This is a genomic window from Methanosarcina sp. MSH10X1 (assembly GCF_004099695.1).
In the GTDB taxonomy this organism is placed as follows: Archaea; Halobacteriota; Methanosarcinia; order Methanosarcinales; family Methanosarcinaceae; genus Methanosarcina.
In genome coordinates, this window is record NZ_SCHL01000003.1 from 73,575 (window position 1) to 88,609 (window position 15,035).

Below are 15,035 nucleotides of genomic sequence, written 5' to 3' on the forward strand. Positions count from 1 at the left end.
GATCAAACTTTTTTAAAAAAGTTTGCGATAAAACTTTTTATCAAAAGGTTTTCACTCAAGCACAACCGTTGCGCCGGTTGATCACGCCGTCAAGCCTTTTTCGATAAAGCATGCATTTTTGATCAAACTTTTTTAAAAAAGTTTGCGATAAAACTTTTTCTCAAAAGGTTTTCGCTCAAGCCTTTTTTGAAAAGGCTTGTGTTACGCCCCTTCGTGATTGTCCTTGCGTTCCTCTATAAAGTCAAGGAGTTCCTCTGAATCGCTTATCCTGTCAAGTTCTTTTTTCTCGATCAGGACCGTATTTTCTACGGATTTTATTTTGGAGCGCCCGTTGATAATGAATACGGACTGGGTCTCGGTAACGCAGGAAATACTGCTCATCAGATGAGCTCTTTTAATTACGGTCGTATTGAATTCGCTGACTCCCGTAAGGATAACTGTGGATTTGTCCCGTGAAATGGCTTTGAAAGGAGCCTGCGCAGTAGGTAGAACATCGTATCCGAGCATGGAAATAGTATTAAGGATAAGGTCTTCCGGCAAAAGCATGAAGGATTTTTCCTGACCTTCGGCTCTGGCTTCCATCTTCTTCCGGGGCTTTCTGCTTCCGCAGGATTTCAGGATATTAATTGGCCTTGCAAGCTCCACTCCGAAAATATCCTCCAGATGAAGCACGACATCTATTGATGCGTCCATGCCCTCTTCTTCGTACTTGCTGATAGTTCTCCTTGAAACCCCTACCATACCAGCAAGGGTGCCAAGAGACATTGACTGATCCATCCTGGCTTTTTTCAGTAGATCTCCTTCTATGGAAACATACAGCCCGCCTGGAGCTGCTGAAACCAGGGGAGGAACATTTTCAATAAAATAGTCATGGAGGGTCTGCACGTTCAGGGCAAGGATATCGTAGCGCATGTAAACAACGCTGTCCTCAAGCATCTGGTCTCTGGTCTTTGCCCCCACTACAATAGCAGAGCCTCCAAGATATTCGGCCAGGTACTTCATCTCCCTGGCGGTTTCTTCGTTCAGGCCGTCAATATTAAATAAAACCTTGCAAAGTAATAGTGTTTCGCCTTTCCGTGCGGCAACGTCAAAACTCCTCGGACGAATATTACAGCGATCGGAAAGTGCAAAACCTGCACGTGCCAATACATCAATTATTTGACGTATGAGAACTTCTTTTGTCATTCCGGTATCAATCTCTGTTTGATCATCTATATATATTTTCCTTTACTTTTGAGAAACCTGATAATATAGAAATACGCCGGAGAATAGCGAAAACCGTATTTATCGGAAACGCATCTGGAAAACTAAAAGGCGAAATGGAACCGAAAAAAAATGATTATAGGAATTGATGATACTGACTCAAACGACGGAATGTGCACGACATATCTCGGAGCTCTGCTGCTGGACGAACTTCAGGCTTATGGAACCGTGGAGACCCTCCCGCTCCTTATACGCCTGAATCCGACCATCCCATACAAAACAAGAGGAAATGCTGCAGTAGCCCTGAAGATCAGGACTGACTGTCCGGAGAAGATAAGGGCTCATGTAGTATCCAGAATAGAAGAACTTGCGCACATGGAGTGCGAAAAAACCAATCCCGGCACGGTCTTTATTCTGGAAAAAGATTACGAAAGACTCAGCCCTGTCCTGAAGAGCTTTCTGGAGAAAGCCATAAGGGATGTGATCGAAATAAAAGAGGCAAAAAACCTTATTTTGGAATTCGGGATTTCCTCAAAAGGCTTTAAAAACGGAAGGGGCCTTATAGGCGCCCTTGCTGCCTGCGGGGCCATGTTGAACCTCGAAACATGGGATCACACTTTCGAACACCTGGCATACAGGCAAAAAGAAAGCTGGGGAACGCCACGAGAGGTCGAAAAGGAAAGCTTCTTCGAAGCCGACAGGAAGACGTATCCTGGAACCTGGGATACCGTGGACATCAAAAACAGGCTTGTTGTCTGCGTACCTCACTCAGCCGACCCCGTGCTTTTCGGGATCAGGGGAGAAAACCCTGCAATAGTTACCGAAGCCGCAGCCCTGATCAGAGCTGAGCCTGTGGAACGTTTTGCCGTATACAGGACAAACCAGGGCACTGACATGCACCTGCTTTCCGTATCGAGTATCGCATACATTCAGGATATGCATTCTTACAGGCTCGAAGGCGTAGTTTCGGGAACTCCGAGAACTATTTCCGGTGGGCATGTTATCTTTCCAATCCGGGATAAGGAAGGAAATGAAATCGACTGCGCAGCCTTTGAACCTACAAAGAATTTCCGGCTGCTTATAAGAAAGCTCAGGCCCGGAGATAGGGTTGCATTGTCGGGAAGTGTCAGTTCCGGAACTCTCAACATCGAAAAAATCGAGGTAAAAGCGATTGCTTCCCTCTATAAAGAAGAAAACCCGGAGTGCCCTAACTGTGGAAAACACATGAAATCCTCAGGCCAGGTTCAGGGCTTCCGCTGTAAAAAATGTGGAACCCATGCCGCCTCAAAGCTTACCTGTGAAGTCAAAAGAGACCTTACCACAGGACTATACGAAGTCCCGCCCTGCGCCCGCCGACATCTCGCAAAACCCCTGGTCAGGGAACAAAAATCGGACTTAAATATTCACCCTGCCCGCTAAGAAGAACCGTTGACCCGAAACCGTTGCGCCGGTTTATCACGCTCCGGTTATGTTGGTTTAGATAAATAATTAGTTTTTGATAAAACTTTTTTTGAAAAAGTTTTCGCTCAAGCCTTTTTGTAAAAGGCTTGCGTTGCGCCGGTCGATCACGCTCCGGTTACACCAGTATAGATAAATCATGAGTTTTTGATAAAACTTTTTCAAAAAAAGTTTTCGCTCAAGCCTTTTTTGAAAAGGCTTGCGTTGAAACCGTTGCGCCGGTTTATCACGCCGATTGTGACGTTTTCGATAAAGCATAGTTTTTGATAAAACTTTTTTTGAAAAAGTTTTCGCTCAAGCCTTTTTGTAAAAGGCTTGCGGGCAAGGATTTTTGTAAAAGGCTTGCGGGCAAGCCATTTTAAAAGGGCTGCGGGGGGGTTTTTCTTTTATGCTCGCTTCTTTCAATACGGCTCATTACTGAATTCAGTTGTTCTGGAGAGATTTCGAGCGTGCTCAGGATGATTTCGGGATCTTCATTCTGCTCAAGCATTTTGAGTACCTGATCTACTTTTACGTAGGAAATTCCGAGCTCGGCTTCATCGGTCTGGCCTGCCCAGAGCCCTGCTGAGGGTTTTTTGGTGATAAGGGAATCAGGAACCCCAAACCTGCGGGAGAGCTCCCAGACTTCGGTTTTATAAAGCCCGCCTATGGGTTCGAGATCAACGCCGCCATCGCCATATTTCGTGAAATAGCCAAGCAAGATCTCAGTTTTGTTGCCGGTTCCTATGACCAGACGATTCATCCGGTTTGCATGGAAGTAGAGAAGGGACATCCTGATCCTTGCTTTCAGGTTACCCATTGAGAGTCGGTCTGCGGATTCACTGCCAGCGGCTGCAGCCGTGAAAGCCGAAATAATTCCTGAAATGTCAATAGTCCGAAACTCAATATCCAGCCAGCTTGCAAGAGCCTTTGCATCTTCGCTGTCTTCGGCAGGAGTAAGGCCGGGCTCGGGCATATGGATTCCGAGCACTTTATCATTTCCCAGAGCTTTTACGGCAAACGTTGCGGCAAGGGCTGAATCTATTCCCCCACTGATACCTACAACGGCTCCGTTCACACCTGCTTTAAGAGTCTCGTTACGGATAAAATCAATAATTCTGTTCTGTGCGATTTCAAGGTTCATGCTGTCAATTCCCGGGTATTCGTCAGGCACATAATTCGAAAGGATTCAAGATCCTGAGAACTCACGCTCCTGATAGCTCAAGATCTTAACAATGGCAGATTTGAAAGATATGGGGTTTAAGTGGCTAATTAAGAGAATTAAATAATTTTATACACAGAAGCTTTAAATATATAAATCCTCAGAGGAAAACGTGGATAGGGTAAACTTATTTAAGAAATGGAAGATATAGGGAGTAATATATCCCGGGCAATATAATATAAATAACTGATTATCAAATGTACCTCTAACCGACAAAATCATTGTCCGGATAGGGTACAGGCATAAAAGGGGGTGTATTAGGATAGGAAGACTGGATAGAAAATTCAAAATCCAGGTTGTTCCGCAACAAACCCTCCGGGACAAAAATTTCCCTTATCAAAGGCATTGAAATAAAAAGACATCTAATATAGAAAACAGGTAGTTCCGCAATACGTAGACCGGAAGAATCTAAAAAATCCGGTATCCGTTTATTTTATGTGATTATTGAATAAAGGTTACAATCAAAAAGACAACTATTTTCGGGATGATCTATGGAAGAAATACAGTTGAAGGTTGAAAAGGCATATCCTATCGACCTTGGAAGAGGAATTATCCGACTTGACCCTACAACCTTGCTGAAACTTCAGCTCTCGCCAGGCGATATCGTGGAAATCAGGGGGAAGAAAAAGACCACGGCAAAGGTATGGAGAGCCGACAGGCAGGATTGGGATCAGGGACTTGTGAGAATTGACAACTTCATCCGGCAAAATGCAGGTGTTTCCATAGGAGAGAAGGTAACGATTAAAAAGGTTGAAGCCCCGGAGGCGAAGAAACTTATTCTTGCGCTTCCGGAAAGTATGATGCAGGGGGGGCCTGAACTTCAGTTCGGGGAACATGCAAATGAGATCATAAAACGGCATATCCTAAAAAGGCCGGTTTTCAGGGGAGACATTATTCCTATAATAAATTCGATGTCACAGCCAATGACAGAGTCCCTGACTACAAGCCAGGTAATCCCTCTGGTTGCGGTTGAGACCGAACCTTCAAACACAATTGTCCTTATCACGGAAGCAACGCTTATCGAGCTTCGCAAAAAGCCGGTACAGGGGTACGAAAAAGCAACCCGGGGCGTAACCACCTATGAAGACATAGGAGGGCTTGGGGATGAGATCATGCGCGTCCGGGAAATGATAGAGCTGCCCATGAAGCATCCTGAGCTTTTCGGGCACCTTAATATCGAGCCTCCGAAAGGAGTTATCCTCTATGGCCCGCCCGGAACCGGAAAAACCCTGATCGCAAAAGCCGTGGCTAATGAGTCAGGAGCAAGTTTCCATTACATTGCAGGCCCTGAAATTGTAGGAAAGTTCTATGGAGAAAGCGAAGAAAGGCTAAGGAAGATTTTCGAAGAGGCAACCCAGGACGCGCCATCGGTTATTTTCATTGATGAAATCGATTCCATTGCCCCGAAAAGGGAAAACGTTACAGGGGAAGTGGAAAGGCGTGTGGTAGCCCAGCTTCTGACCCTGCTTGACGGGATGGTGGAGAGAGGCCAGGTTGTGGTTATAGGCGCCACCAATCGTGTGGACGCCATTGATCCGGCACTCAGGAGGCCAGGCCGCTTTGACAGAGAAATCCATATAGGTGTGCCTGATACCAAGGACAGGTACGAGATCCTGCAGATCCATACAAGAGGTATGCCCATAGAGGGGCACTCAGGCACCGAGGAAGGCGGAGAAGCCGAACTTGGGGTTGATGAGGCTGCCCTGGAAAGGGAGAGAAAGGAAAAGACGGATAAGTACCTCATGTATCTGGCTGAACGGACTCAGGGTTTTGTAGGCGCTGACCTGCTGGCTCTCGTGCAGGAAGCTGCCATGCGGTGCCTGAGGGAAAATCTGCCTGACCTTGACCTCGAAAAGGAAGCAATTCCACCTGAAAGGCTGGAAAAAATCATTGTAACCAGGAGAAACTTTGAGGATGCCCTGATGGAAGCCGAACCCTCAGCTCTCAGAGAGATTTTTGTGGAAATGCCTACAGTTACCTGGGATGATGTGGGAGGGCTGGATGAAGCAAAGCAGTCCATTATTGAGGCTGTGGAGTGGCCTATTAAAAGCCCGGAGAAATTCGCCAGGATGGGTATAAAGGCTCCAAGGGGGATTCTGCTTTACGGCCCGCCAGGAACTGGAAAGACACTGATAGCCCAGGCGGTTTCCAGGGAGTCCAATGCTAACTTTATAAGCGTCAAAGGTCCTGAAATGTTCTCCAAGTGGCTTGGGGAATCGGAAAAAGCTATCCGAGAAACCTTCAAAAAAGCCCGGCAGGTCGCTCCATGTGTGATTTTCTTTGACGAGATCGATTCGGTTGCCTCTATGCCAGGAATGGAGTCTACGGATAGCCGCACTTCCGAGAGAGTGCTCAACCAGCTCCTGACCGAAATGGATGGGCTTGAATCCCTCAGGGACGTGGTGGTAATTGCCGCAACTAACCGCCCTAACCTGCTAGATCCTGCAATCCTGCGACCCGGACGTTTTGACCGGCTGGTGTACCTGGGTTCTCCTGACAGGAAAGGCAGGCTCAAAATCTTCAGGATCCATACAAATGACATGCCCCTCGCTGAGGATGTGGATCTTGAGACACTTGCCGATATAACTGAGGGGTACGTGGGAGCTGATATCGAGTCCGTATGCAGGGAAGCCGTGATGATTGCTCTCAGGGAGAACTTCGATGTCGAAAACGTGGAAATGCGGCACTTCAGGGAAGCTCTCAAGAAGGTAAAACCAACAATTACGGAGAATATTGCTCAGTTCTACGAAAAGATCGAGGCGCAGTTCAGGGGAGGCCAGAAACTCACAGAAACAGCCGGTTATATCGGGTACAGGTAAGAGTTTGAACGGGTAATGCTTTAAAGGAACAACTTTTAAAAGGAAAAAGTTTTAAAGAACCTGGTTTCAAATGGAATAAAATATTTGAAATGAAAAATCCAGCTTTACCCATAACTCTCATAACACGCTGCGACGGAGATACGATAAAAATGTCGAAGGAATTTGCAAGGAACCTCTTTAACAAGCAGGTAATGGCTACCGACGGAACCGAGATAGGAACGCTGAGCAATGTTGTAGTCGAGATCAGGGGAGGAAACATTATTGACATGATGATTACCCCTAATCCGAATTTTGACACTTCCAGATACAGGAAAGCGGACAACTTTATCCTCATTCCTTTCGATTCCGTAAGTGCCATAAAAGACTACATAATAATTGACAAGATGAAAGCAAAGACGAATTAAAACGAAGAGAGGGAGTTTCTCTCCTCTCATATTTTGTCTCTTTTTATACTGTATATCTCTTTTTATCCTGTGTGTCTCTTTTTATCCTGTATTTATTTCAGCCCGGAGGAACTCTTCTTATATCACCCTGATGTTGCTTCAAAAGTGCAGAGTTCGTAGCTCACTCTGCTCATCCAGCGTGATTGGTTTTAGGTATATCTTTTTTCTTAAATCGCTCCTGTGGAGAAAATTCTATTTGTTTTTCTCTTAAAAGTGAAATCTAGATAAATGTGTGTAACATTTACAATCGATGACATACCCATGGCAATTATAAAGCCAGACTGTATAGAGTAGTAAGAAACAGAAATAAATCAAAGGTGGTAAGGTTGGCGCTTAAAAAAAGCAGTAAGTATGGTACTGATTTTCTTAAAGAAAATATGATGGGCCCAAATTCGATAAAAATTCTTGAGGAGATGGCAGAGTCTTTAAAAATTGAGAAAGGTATGCGGATACTTGATCTGGGCTGCGGGCGGGCACTCACTTCAATTTTCCTGGCAAAAGAATATGATGTTACGGTTTTTGCAACCGACCTATGGATCAGTGCAACGGAAAATTATGAAAGAATCAGGTCGATGGGACTGGAAGATAAAATAATCCCAATACATGCCGAGGCGCATGACCTGCCGTTTGCCAATGAGTATTTTGATCTCGCCATATGTGTGGATGCCTATCACTATTTCGGGATCGAGGAAAATTATCTGACAGACCATTTTGCTCCGCCTGTAAAGAAAGGAGGGCAAATAGCAGTTGCAGTCCCGGGACTGAAAAAGGAATTTACAGACGGAGTTCCGGCAGAATTACAGCCATACTGGATTGAGGATATGAGTTTGACTCTACACTCACGCGACTGGTGGTACGATTTGTGGAAAAAATCTGATTCAGTAAGTATTCAGGAGTGCAAAGAGCTAAACTGTCTTGAAGATGCCTGGCAGGACTGGCTTTCCTGCGACAACGACTACGCACGCAGGGATATAGGAATGATGGAAGCCGAAGGTGGAAATTACTATAATCTGGTTTCAATAATAGCTACTAAATCGTGAAGAAATTTTAAGACTCAATTTTTATTTTTTGCAGGTTGTCCGGGCGTGGAGGATTTTCCTTAGCTTATGAAAAATAAAAGGAATCAAATCAGCAGTAAGGAGCATGAGGATATTGACGGCGGTTTTACGAAGGTGCAGGCGACAGCCAGACGGCTTTCTGGACATGTTATTCCGACAGGATTTAAGGTATCTATGATCAGTCCAGAATCCTATAAATTATATAATCCGAAAAAATCGCTATCCATTTCTTTCTGTATTGATTCAATTCAAAAAAGATATATAAATATGAATGGATTCAACTCATTAAGAACATTAAATAAAAACATTTGTCCTTAATATGCTGTTTATTTAGGCCTTTTACTCTCATCGGGTTCCTCTTCTATGTCTATTTGTTCTGCTGTATCTCCTCTTTTTTCTTCTATTGATTCCAGTTTTTCCATTAATTCTTTTTCTTTATTATCATTCTTTACTTTTCTTGCAGGCATTTGTTTACCTCAATAGTTTGATGTCTGATGGAGTTATAAGTATATTGAAAACCCTGTTGATGCTAAATTGTTTTTTGGTCAATATAAACCTGCGTTTATGTTAAATACAGAATCAATATCAGTAAATACTACGAGGTTTTTGTTATTTACTGCTTTATGTTGTCTTAACTTGTGAGCAGGAAATACAGATTCTTAATGAGTTGTTTTCCCCTTATGGCGAAGTGCGATAACGATTATGCTCGCAGGGATATTGAAATGAGGGAATCAAAAGGCGTAAATTACTTTAATCTGGTTTCAATAATAGCTAAGAAATCGAGAGGAGATTTTAAGACTCAATTTTTATTTTTGCAGAAGGTGTCCGGACGTGGAAGATTTTCCTGAGTTTATGAAGAATAAAATGAATCATATCAGCAGTAAGGAGCAAAATACTGAGGATATTGACGGTTATTTTTTTGAAGGTGCAGACGGCAGCCAGATGGCTTTCTGGACCTGTTATTCCGACAGGGTTTCCAGGAAACATGCGCATGAATTCGATGAATACATGGTTTGTGTCAGCGGGCAGTACACGGCAGTCTTAAACGGCGAGGAGTTTGTTCTTACTCCGGGGAACGAATTATTCATTCCGAAAGGGATAGAACAGTGGGGAAAATGTATTGCCGGAACGAGAACCATTCATGCATTTGGTGGGAAACGCATTCGGAGAGCTGAAGAATAAGGAATTTGTAAAAAGGCTGGATAGTTTGGGTTTGCCGTTATAAAGAATAGTTTAGTTTTGCTTTTATAAAGAATAATAAATAAGTTTAATCTGAACTTTACATAAGTTTAACCTGAACTTTACATAAGTTTAACCTGAACTTTACATAAGTTTAACCTGAACTTTATATGCTTTATTGAAAAATAGTTTTAAAAAAATATAAATATTGAATAGCTTACTTTACCTCATGTCTTTCAGAATAAATGAAAACATTTCTTCCCGAATAAATGAAAACATTTCTTCCCGAATAAGTGAAATTATTTTCTTTACTATCATAATCAATTTTCTCATTGCCAGCACTGAAACTTACTTGAGAAACCCGGAACTTTTTAACCAGAACGGTCTCATGAGTTTACTGCCAGTCTGGTATCAATTGTCAGCAGGACTTTTAGTAATTTATTACTTTGTGATACGAAAGAATGAAGATAATGTAATAAAGAAAGAATCGATTAACAAACACAGGTACAATGCTTTGCGGATTAACTTATTCTGCAGCAGCCTTTTACTTTTGTGCTTAATCCTCGTTAACAGCTTTCCTGCATATTTCACATTAATAGGTGCACATTTGCATGTTTTAGCATACTTATCACTAGCAGTAAACTTGATTGTACTGGCAATTTTAGCGTTAAGTCTCTCTTATCTATTTAAAAAGAAGTGAAGACGTGGAGCTTTTTGCTGAAAACTAGACATTTCTTTCAATTTTTAAAAAATCTGGGAAAATTCTTATTTCTTACTTAGTGATTACAAGAGGATTAATGATTTGAAACGGTTGCCTTGTTCATTGGTTGTCGGTCAGCGAATTTTCCTGCTTTATGCCGTCGATTCTTGAGCAAAATTCTGGTAGGTACAGACTAGAGCTTGTCTTAAAATGAATTCATACAATCAGGATAGTAACTTAATCATTAGATTTAATATTCCCCGCTATCCAATTGTAAATGGTATGGTTTAGTGACATCTCAGGAGGCATAAGGTTTTGGAAGATTGGAAGATAAAGATTTCCGTGCTCTGGCTCTTTGCATCGATTGCCTTTCTGGTTCATCAGATACTGTTGCTTATGGAGCCTGGTATAATAGCAAATCTAATGGCGGGAGAAGCAGAAGGTCAGAAAATAGTGCCTGAACTTATACTGTTCTTTGCAATCTTAATGCTGGTTCCGATGTTGATGGCTTTCCTGTCCCTCATCCTGAAAGATTTGATGAATCGCCGGGTAAATATCATTGTAGGTGCAATTTTTGCTGTTATCTGGTTAGTTGGCGTAGTTGATGCGGTACAGTCCGCATACTGGGGCGGGGCACTAATGACGCTTTCAGCAGTTGTGGCTTCGGCGTTGATTGTCTGGTATGCGTGGAAGTCCAAACAGATAGCTTGAATTTTTCCAACCAGATCCATGTAAAGGATCTTTTAGTAGCGAAAAATAAGGGAATTAATGAGGTATAAACGATCAATTCCCTGTAAAGTATTAAGGATAATCAAAGAGCTTATCTTAGAGGGTATTATAAGAAAGAAAAAAATTTAAGAAAGAAAAAAGATTTCCACCCCGGCAGCTTGCTGCGGGGTATTGGGCTGAATGAGAAAAGTTAATTTACGTTTTCAGGAAGGAACTCCCATATAAACAATGTGAAGTTCCCCGGCGACCTCCTCAGCGCTATTGTATTGCTTGTCCGGAAGCAGGCCGAATTCCCGAAGGATGTCAGGGATTGCTCCGCTCTTCTTTGCCTGGGCAATAATCTCGTTCCTTTTTACAGGAAAATCCATACTTTGTAATATCTTCTGGGCTTCCATAGGAAGTTCGGTAATAAATCCGCTTTTAGTCTCATTTTCCATAATATTTCCCCTTTACTTTGTCTATTCCCTCTCAAATTCCCTGGCGGCATTTGGGGCGTTTGTATTCTCCTTTTCCGTAGACTTTTCATATTCTGCCTGATGCCATTCCCGGAATCATTATCCATAGCGTTTACGATATTTTCCTGCAAAGCAGGAAATGGATACTTTTTAAAGTCTCTTGAAAGAAGCTTAACTTCTTTCGTCAGTATGAATATAATGATGATACTATTTAAATGTTAGCATTTTTCTATAAAAATGTGTTAAATATTAACATATTTTTCTAGTTTAGTAACAATATATAATTGTAAATTAGTAAATTTTTAAGATAAAACTAACGAAAATTCTCAGTTAAATAAATGTTTTGAATTACGGTTTATCCACATTTATATATGTGAGTCAATAAAAAGAGATTTCGCATTAAAGTTAAATTTAATAAGAAGATTTGTAGTGTTCACTGGCAGATGAGTAAAATGCATACCGAAAGCAACAATCTTCAGGACTACCTCAAAAAGAGTGAGGTCATAAACTATGACCACAGGCTGATTATTGAGAAGTGTCTTGAACTGCAGAGAGGCACTGAAGACGAAATTTGTCTTACTTAGAAGGTTTATGAGTTTGTCCGGGATGAGATTCACCATTCAGGCGATATAAACGCACAGGAGGTTACCTGTACGGCATCGGAGGTTCTGGAGTTCGGTCACGGGATATGCTGTGCTAAAGCTCACCTGTTTGCAGCCATGCTGAGGTTTTTCGGGATACCTGCCGGATTCTGTTATCAAAAACTTTCTTCAAGCCGTGACATTAATAAGAAGTTCCTGCACGGCTTAAACGCTGTATATTTAAAAGATTTAAACAAATGGATAAGACTGGATGCCAGAGGCAATAAGCCAGGAATTGATGCTCAGTTTTCGATATATGAAGAAAAGATTGCAAAGCCGGTCCGCAAAGAGCTTGGGGAAGAAGATAATCCCGTAATCTTCATGGAGCCCAATCCGACTGTAGTTCAGGTATTAAAGAAAAGTAGTAACATGGAAGAATTATGGGCACAGTGGGAACTCGGGTTGAAAGATTTATCTGGCTGAGAAATCTTAAATCCAGCCTTTTCCCTCAAGAAATTCGAAGGCTTCGATGGCTCCGTCGCCATAAGTGGCTTCTGTTATATAATCTGCAGCTTCCTTTATTTTTTCGTCGCCGTTTCCGACAGAAATTCCAAAGCCAGAGACTTCGAACATTTCAACATCGTTTGCAGAGTCTCCGAGGGCTACGAAATCCCCGGGTTTTAAGCCCATAAGGCTTGCCAGTTTCTTAAGGCCTATACCTTTGTTGATTTTCCTGCTTTTGAGATGGATAGCGTATTTGGTATCAATGAGCTCAACGTCAAAGGGCTGGGTTTCAAGCAGAGTTCTGGCTTTCTGGAGGTTAAAATCCCTTCTCAGGGCAATCTCAGTTCTCCGGTAGAGAGGGTCAAGCTTGGTGAGCTTGAAATGCCGGGAAAGAAAAGCAAAGGCTTTTTCGCATTCCTCAAGGCTTTCCTCATAAGTGCCTTTCAGGTCGTAGCGGACAGTTATAGCTCCCCCGTTTTCTGCAATCACAGCACCCTCCAGGCCGATAAGCCTTGATGTTGTCCTTGCGTAGCAGAGAATGTTTCCTGTAGCAAGCACGAAGGGAAGTTTAAGTGTGCGGATTTTTTCAACGGCCCCCAGATGAAGTTCCCTTTTCTCGCAGGTGATTGTCCCGTCAATATCAGCAACAATAGCTTTGAATTTCATCAAAAAAGATTGGGGATGGGTAGATAAAAGATTTACCTACCCGCTTTTGAACATCTCTACGGTTTACCGTTTACTTCTGGTATGTTTATTTCAACGTTGTTTGCTTCTTAATCTTACTGCCTGAGGTTTCTAAATCTCACTGGTCTGTGAGTCCGTCAGTGGTGACTGCGATAACAGCTTCTCCTTCGGGCAGGTTGGGAGAGTCCACAAGGCGTATTATCCTTTTATCGCCTTTGGATTTCCTCAGGTAAAGCCTGAAGGTTGCAGTGTGTCCCACAACGTGTCCTCCGACAGGTCTGGTGGGGTCGCCGAAGAAAGCATCGGGTTTTGCCATGACCTGATTTGTTACGACCACGCAGGCATTGAACAGGTCCCCGAAACGGAGCAGGGCATGCATGTGCTTGTTTAGCTTCTGCTGCCTGTCAGCAAGGGTTCCTCTTCCTACGTACTCAGCCCTGAAGTGAGCCATAAGCGAGTCAACAATCAGCAACTTAACAGGTTTGCCCATTTCCTTGAGCTCGTTTGCCAGGTCTGTTGCAGACTCAACAAGAAGCATCTGGTGATTGGAATTGTATGCCCTGGCGACATGGATATTCTGGAGGAACTCTTCCGGGTCAAGACCCATGCCGTATTTTTCGGAAAGCCCTTTTACCATCTGGGCAATTCTCTCAGGCCTGAAAGTGTTTTCAGTATCTATGATGATAACCGAACCATTAAGCCCTCCTTGCTCCCTGTCCATCTGGACATTGACTGCAAGCTGGTGAGCCAGCTGGGTCTTTCCGGAACCGAATTCTCCGTACAGTTCGGTAATTGCCTGGGTTTCTACGCCCCCGCCCATCATTTCATCAAATTCCGTACAACCGGTGGTCAGCTTGCCTACAAGTTTCCGCCTTTCAAGCACGACATCTCCGGTTTCAAAGCCCCCAATATCAGCAGCTTGTCTTGCAGCATTAATGATTTTTGCAGCCGTCGATTCCCCGATTTCGGCTGTAGTTGCAAGTTCAGAAGGAGAGGCAACAGCCACTGCTTCAATGGTATTAAATCCGGCTTCTTTGAGTTTTTCTGCGGTTGCAGGGCCAACTCCGGGCAGCTCTTCGAGTGCTATTTCGCTCATTACTAATTCTCCTAAGATGCACATGTTTGTATAAGGTGCATAACAGTTGCTCCACAATAGTTTTGCAGGTATATATAACTAGAGGAGGCTGGGTGAAAGTATTCTAAAGTGCCTGTAAAACGCGGTTTTATTGCCGGGGAACCCCGCAAAAAGGGGATAAACCGGGAAGGTTTTTTCTGACACTCACATTCAAAAAAAGAATGGAAGAAAGCGAAAAGAAAGTGAAAAGAAAGAGAGATAAAGGAAAAAAATACGAAAATTCCCTGAAAAGCGGAGAAAAACCAAAAACTTCTTTTTACTTGGTAGATTATCACCCATCATGCCAAAGGTCGCAGTCGGCGGTACGTTTCAGTATTTTCATGACGGGCACGCCAAACTGATTAAAAAAGCATTTGAAATCGCAGAGGATGGAAAAGTCCACATAGGTCTTACCTCGGACGAGATGCTGAGTAAAAACCACAGCGTAGATAATTATGAAAAAAGGAGGAACCGGCTGCTGCAGTTCATAAAAGCTATGGGATTTCCGGATGACAGGTATGAGATTACAAAGCTTAATGACCCCTATGGCCCTACACTCGAAGAGGATTTTGACTTTATCACCGTCTCTCCTGAGACCTATCCGGTTGCCCTTAAAATTAACCTCGTCAGGGAAGAGAAAGGAAAGAAACCTCTGGAAATCGTATATGTCGAATATGTAATGGCTGAAGACGGAATCCCGATTTCTTCTACAAGGATTGCAGAAGGGGAGATTGACAGGCACGGCAGGCTGAAAAAAGACATCAAGCACTGATAGTTCAACCTCAAGCGGGCGAAAGCTTGATCACAAACGCTCGCGGGTTTGATTGCAAACGCTCGTTTGATCCACGCTTTGATTGAAAAAAAGCGAGAAATAAACAGTCCCACTCCTGCATTATCTGTATCTAAG

General features: G+C 43.1%; 15 protein-coding genes and 1 pseudogene. 10 read left to right on the forward strand and 6 right to left on the reverse strand.

Annotated elements, in window-relative coordinates; all coding sequences use genetic code 11:
- Window positions 1-201 precede the first annotated feature (201 nt).
- On the reverse strand, window positions 202-1,185 hold the full coding sequence (locus tag EQO05_RS03550) for a transcriptional regulator (protein WP_128503862.1): 984 nt from the start codon (window positions 1,183-1,185) through the stop codon (window positions 202-204).
- A gap of 150 nt (window positions 1,186-1,335) precedes the next feature.
- Here EQO05_RS03550 and EQO05_RS03555 point away from each other — a divergent pair, with 150 nt between their 5' ends.
- Window positions 1,336-2,622 (forward strand): tRNA(Ile)(2)-agmatinylcytidine synthase, encoded by a 1,287-nt coding sequence (locus tag EQO05_RS03555; protein WP_128503864.1) that lies wholly within the window; start codon window positions 1,336-1,338, stop codon window positions 2,620-2,622.
- A 397-nt stretch (window positions 2,623-3,019) separates the two neighbouring features.
- On the opposite strand, the gene EQO05_RS03560 is transcribed toward EQO05_RS03555, so the two are convergent.
- Window positions 3,020-3,784, reverse strand: coding sequence for an NAD+ synthase (locus EQO05_RS03560; protein WP_128504161.1), 765 nt, complete (start codon window positions 3,782-3,784; stop codon window positions 3,020-3,022).
- A gap of 569 nt (window positions 3,785-4,353) precedes the next feature.
- Here EQO05_RS03560 and EQO05_RS03565 point away from each other — a divergent pair.
- The 4 genes from EQO05_RS03565 (at window position 4,354) to EQO05_RS15900 (ending at window position 8,500) form a co-directional block, all read left to right on the forward strand.
- The gene (locus EQO05_RS03565) at window positions 4,354-6,681 is read left to right on the forward strand and encodes a CDC48 family AAA ATPase (protein WP_128503866.1); all 2,328 of its coding nucleotides are present in this window, start codon (window positions 4,354-4,356) and stop codon (window positions 6,679-6,681) included.
- 149 nt (window positions 6,682-6,830) lie between these two features.
- A complete protein-coding gene (locus EQO05_RS03570) occupies window positions 6,831-7,085 on the forward strand; it encodes a PRC-barrel domain-containing protein (protein WP_128504163.1) in 255 nt (84 codons plus the stop codon).
- Window positions 7,086-7,450: 365 nt separating this feature from the next.
- Window positions 7,451-8,164 (forward strand): cyclopropane-fatty-acyl-phospholipid synthase family protein, encoded by a 714-nt coding sequence (locus EQO05_RS03575; RefSeq protein ID WP_370273550.1) that lies wholly within the window; start codon window positions 7,451-7,453, stop codon window positions 8,162-8,164.
- Between the two features lie 66 nt (window positions 8,165-8,230).
- A complete protein-coding gene (locus tag EQO05_RS15900; protein WP_240664311.1) occupies window positions 8,231-8,500 on the forward strand; it encodes a hypothetical protein in 270 nt (89 codons plus the stop codon).
- An 8-nt stretch (window positions 8,501-8,508) separates the two neighbouring features.
- Here EQO05_RS15900 and EQO05_RS15405 read toward each other — a convergent pair whose 3' ends face one another.
- Window positions 8,509-8,649 carry a hypothetical protein gene (locus tag EQO05_RS15405; protein ID WP_164888455.1) on the reverse strand — a complete coding sequence of 47 codons (141 nt, stop codon included), beginning with the start codon at window positions 8,647-8,649 and terminating at the stop codon, window positions 8,509-8,511.
- Window positions 8,650-9,046: 397 nt separating this feature from the next.
- On the opposite strand from EQO05_RS15405, the gene EQO05_RS03590 reads away from it, so the two are divergent.
- Window positions 9,047-9,364, forward strand: coding sequence for a cupin (locus tag EQO05_RS03590; protein ID WP_240664312.1), 318 nt, complete (start codon window positions 9,047-9,049; stop codon window positions 9,362-9,364).
- Between the two features lie 1,012 nt (window positions 9,365-10,376).
- The gene (locus tag EQO05_RS03595) at window positions 10,377-10,772 is read left to right on the forward strand and encodes a DUF6326 family protein (protein WP_240664313.1); all 396 of its coding nucleotides are present in this window, start codon (window positions 10,377-10,379) and stop codon (window positions 10,770-10,772) included.
- A 221-nt stretch (window positions 10,773-10,993) separates the two neighbouring features.
- Here EQO05_RS03595 and EQO05_RS03600 read toward each other — a convergent pair whose 3' ends face one another.
- Complete coding sequence (locus EQO05_RS03600) at window positions 10,994-11,227, reverse strand: DUF2795 domain-containing protein (RefSeq protein ID WP_128503869.1); 234 nt, start codon at window positions 11,225-11,227, stop codon at window positions 10,994-10,996.
- 470 nt (window positions 11,228-11,697) lie between these two features.
- Here EQO05_RS03600 and EQO05_RS16080 point away from each other — a divergent pair, with 470 nt between their 5' ends.
- Both EQO05_RS16080 and EQO05_RS03605 read left to right on the forward strand, forming a co-directional pair.
- Entirely contained in the window at window positions 11,698-11,829 is a 132-nt protein-coding gene (locus EQO05_RS16080; RefSeq protein ID WP_255420824.1) for a hypothetical protein, read from the forward strand.
- A 15-nt stretch (window positions 11,830-11,844) separates the two neighbouring features.
- A pseudogene (locus EQO05_RS03605) lies at window positions 11,845-12,309 on the forward strand (transglutaminase family protein); the annotation flags it as partial.
- A gap of 6 nt (window positions 12,310-12,315) precedes the next feature.
- On the opposite strand, the gene EQO05_RS03610 reads toward EQO05_RS03605, so the two are convergent.
- Together EQO05_RS03610 and radA are read right to left on the reverse strand one after the other, a co-directional pair.
- Complete coding sequence (locus EQO05_RS03610) at window positions 12,316-12,996, reverse strand: phosphoglycolate phosphatase (RefSeq protein ID WP_128503870.1); 681 nt, start codon at window positions 12,994-12,996, stop codon at window positions 12,316-12,318.
- Window positions 12,997-13,132: 136 nt separating this feature from the next.
- Window positions 13,133-14,110 carry a DNA repair and recombination protein RadA gene (gene radA / locus EQO05_RS03615; RefSeq protein WP_128503872.1) on the reverse strand — a complete coding sequence of 326 codons (978 nt, stop codon included), beginning with the start codon at window positions 14,108-14,110 and terminating at the stop codon, window positions 13,133-13,135.
- A gap of 319 nt (window positions 14,111-14,429) precedes the next feature.
- On the opposite strand from radA, the gene EQO05_RS03620 reads away from it, so the two are divergent.
- Window positions 14,430-14,900, forward strand: coding sequence for a phosphopantetheine adenylyltransferase (locus EQO05_RS03620; RefSeq protein ID WP_128503874.1), 471 nt, complete (start codon window positions 14,430-14,432; stop codon window positions 14,898-14,900).
- Window positions 14,901-15,035 lie beyond the last annotated feature (135 nt).

Coding starts and splice junctions, on each gene's coding strand:
- EQO05_RS03590 (WP_240664312.1), top strand. CDS start 9,047: ATGAATCATATCAGCAGTAAGGAGCAAAATACTGAGGATATTGACGGT.
- EQO05_RS15900 (WP_240664311.1), top strand. CDS start 8,231: ATGAAAAATAAAAGGAATCAAATCAGCAGTAAGGAGCATGAGGATATT.
- EQO05_RS03550 (WP_128503862.1), bottom strand. CDS start 1,185: ATGACAAAAGAAGTTCTCATACGTCAAATAATTGATGTATTGGCACGT.
- EQO05_RS16080 (WP_255420824.1), top strand. CDS start 11,698: ATGCATACCGAAAGCAACAATCTTCAGGACTACCTCAAAAAGAGTGAG.
- EQO05_RS03620 (WP_128503874.1), top strand. CDS start 14,430: ATGCCAAAGGTCGCAGTCGGCGGTACGTTTCAGTATTTTCATGACGGG.
- EQO05_RS15405 (WP_164888455.1), bottom strand. CDS start 8,649: ATGCCTGCAAGAAAAGTAAAGAATGATAATAAAGAAAAAGAATTAATG.
- radA (WP_128503872.1), bottom strand. CDS start 14,110: ATGAGCGAAATAGCACTCGAAGAGCTGCCCGGAGTTGGCCCTGCAACC.
- EQO05_RS03570 (WP_128504163.1), top strand. CDS start 6,831: ATGTCGAAGGAATTTGCAAGGAACCTCTTTAACAAGCAGGTAATGGCT.
- EQO05_RS03610 (WP_128503870.1), bottom strand. CDS start 12,996: ATGAAATTCAAAGCTATTGTTGCTGATATTGACGGGACAATCACCTGC.
- EQO05_RS03565 (WP_128503866.1), top strand. CDS start 4,354: ATGGAAGAAATACAGTTGAAGGTTGAAAAGGCATATCCTATCGACCTT.
- EQO05_RS03600 (WP_128503869.1), bottom strand. CDS start 11,227: ATGGAAAATGAGACTAAAAGCGGATTTATTACCGAACTTCCTATGGAA.
- EQO05_RS03555 (WP_128503864.1), top strand. CDS start 1,336: ATGATTATAGGAATTGATGATACTGACTCAAACGACGGAATGTGCACG.
- EQO05_RS03560 (WP_128504161.1), bottom strand. CDS start 3,784: ATGAACCTTGAAATCGCACAGAACAGAATTATTGATTTTATCCGTAAC.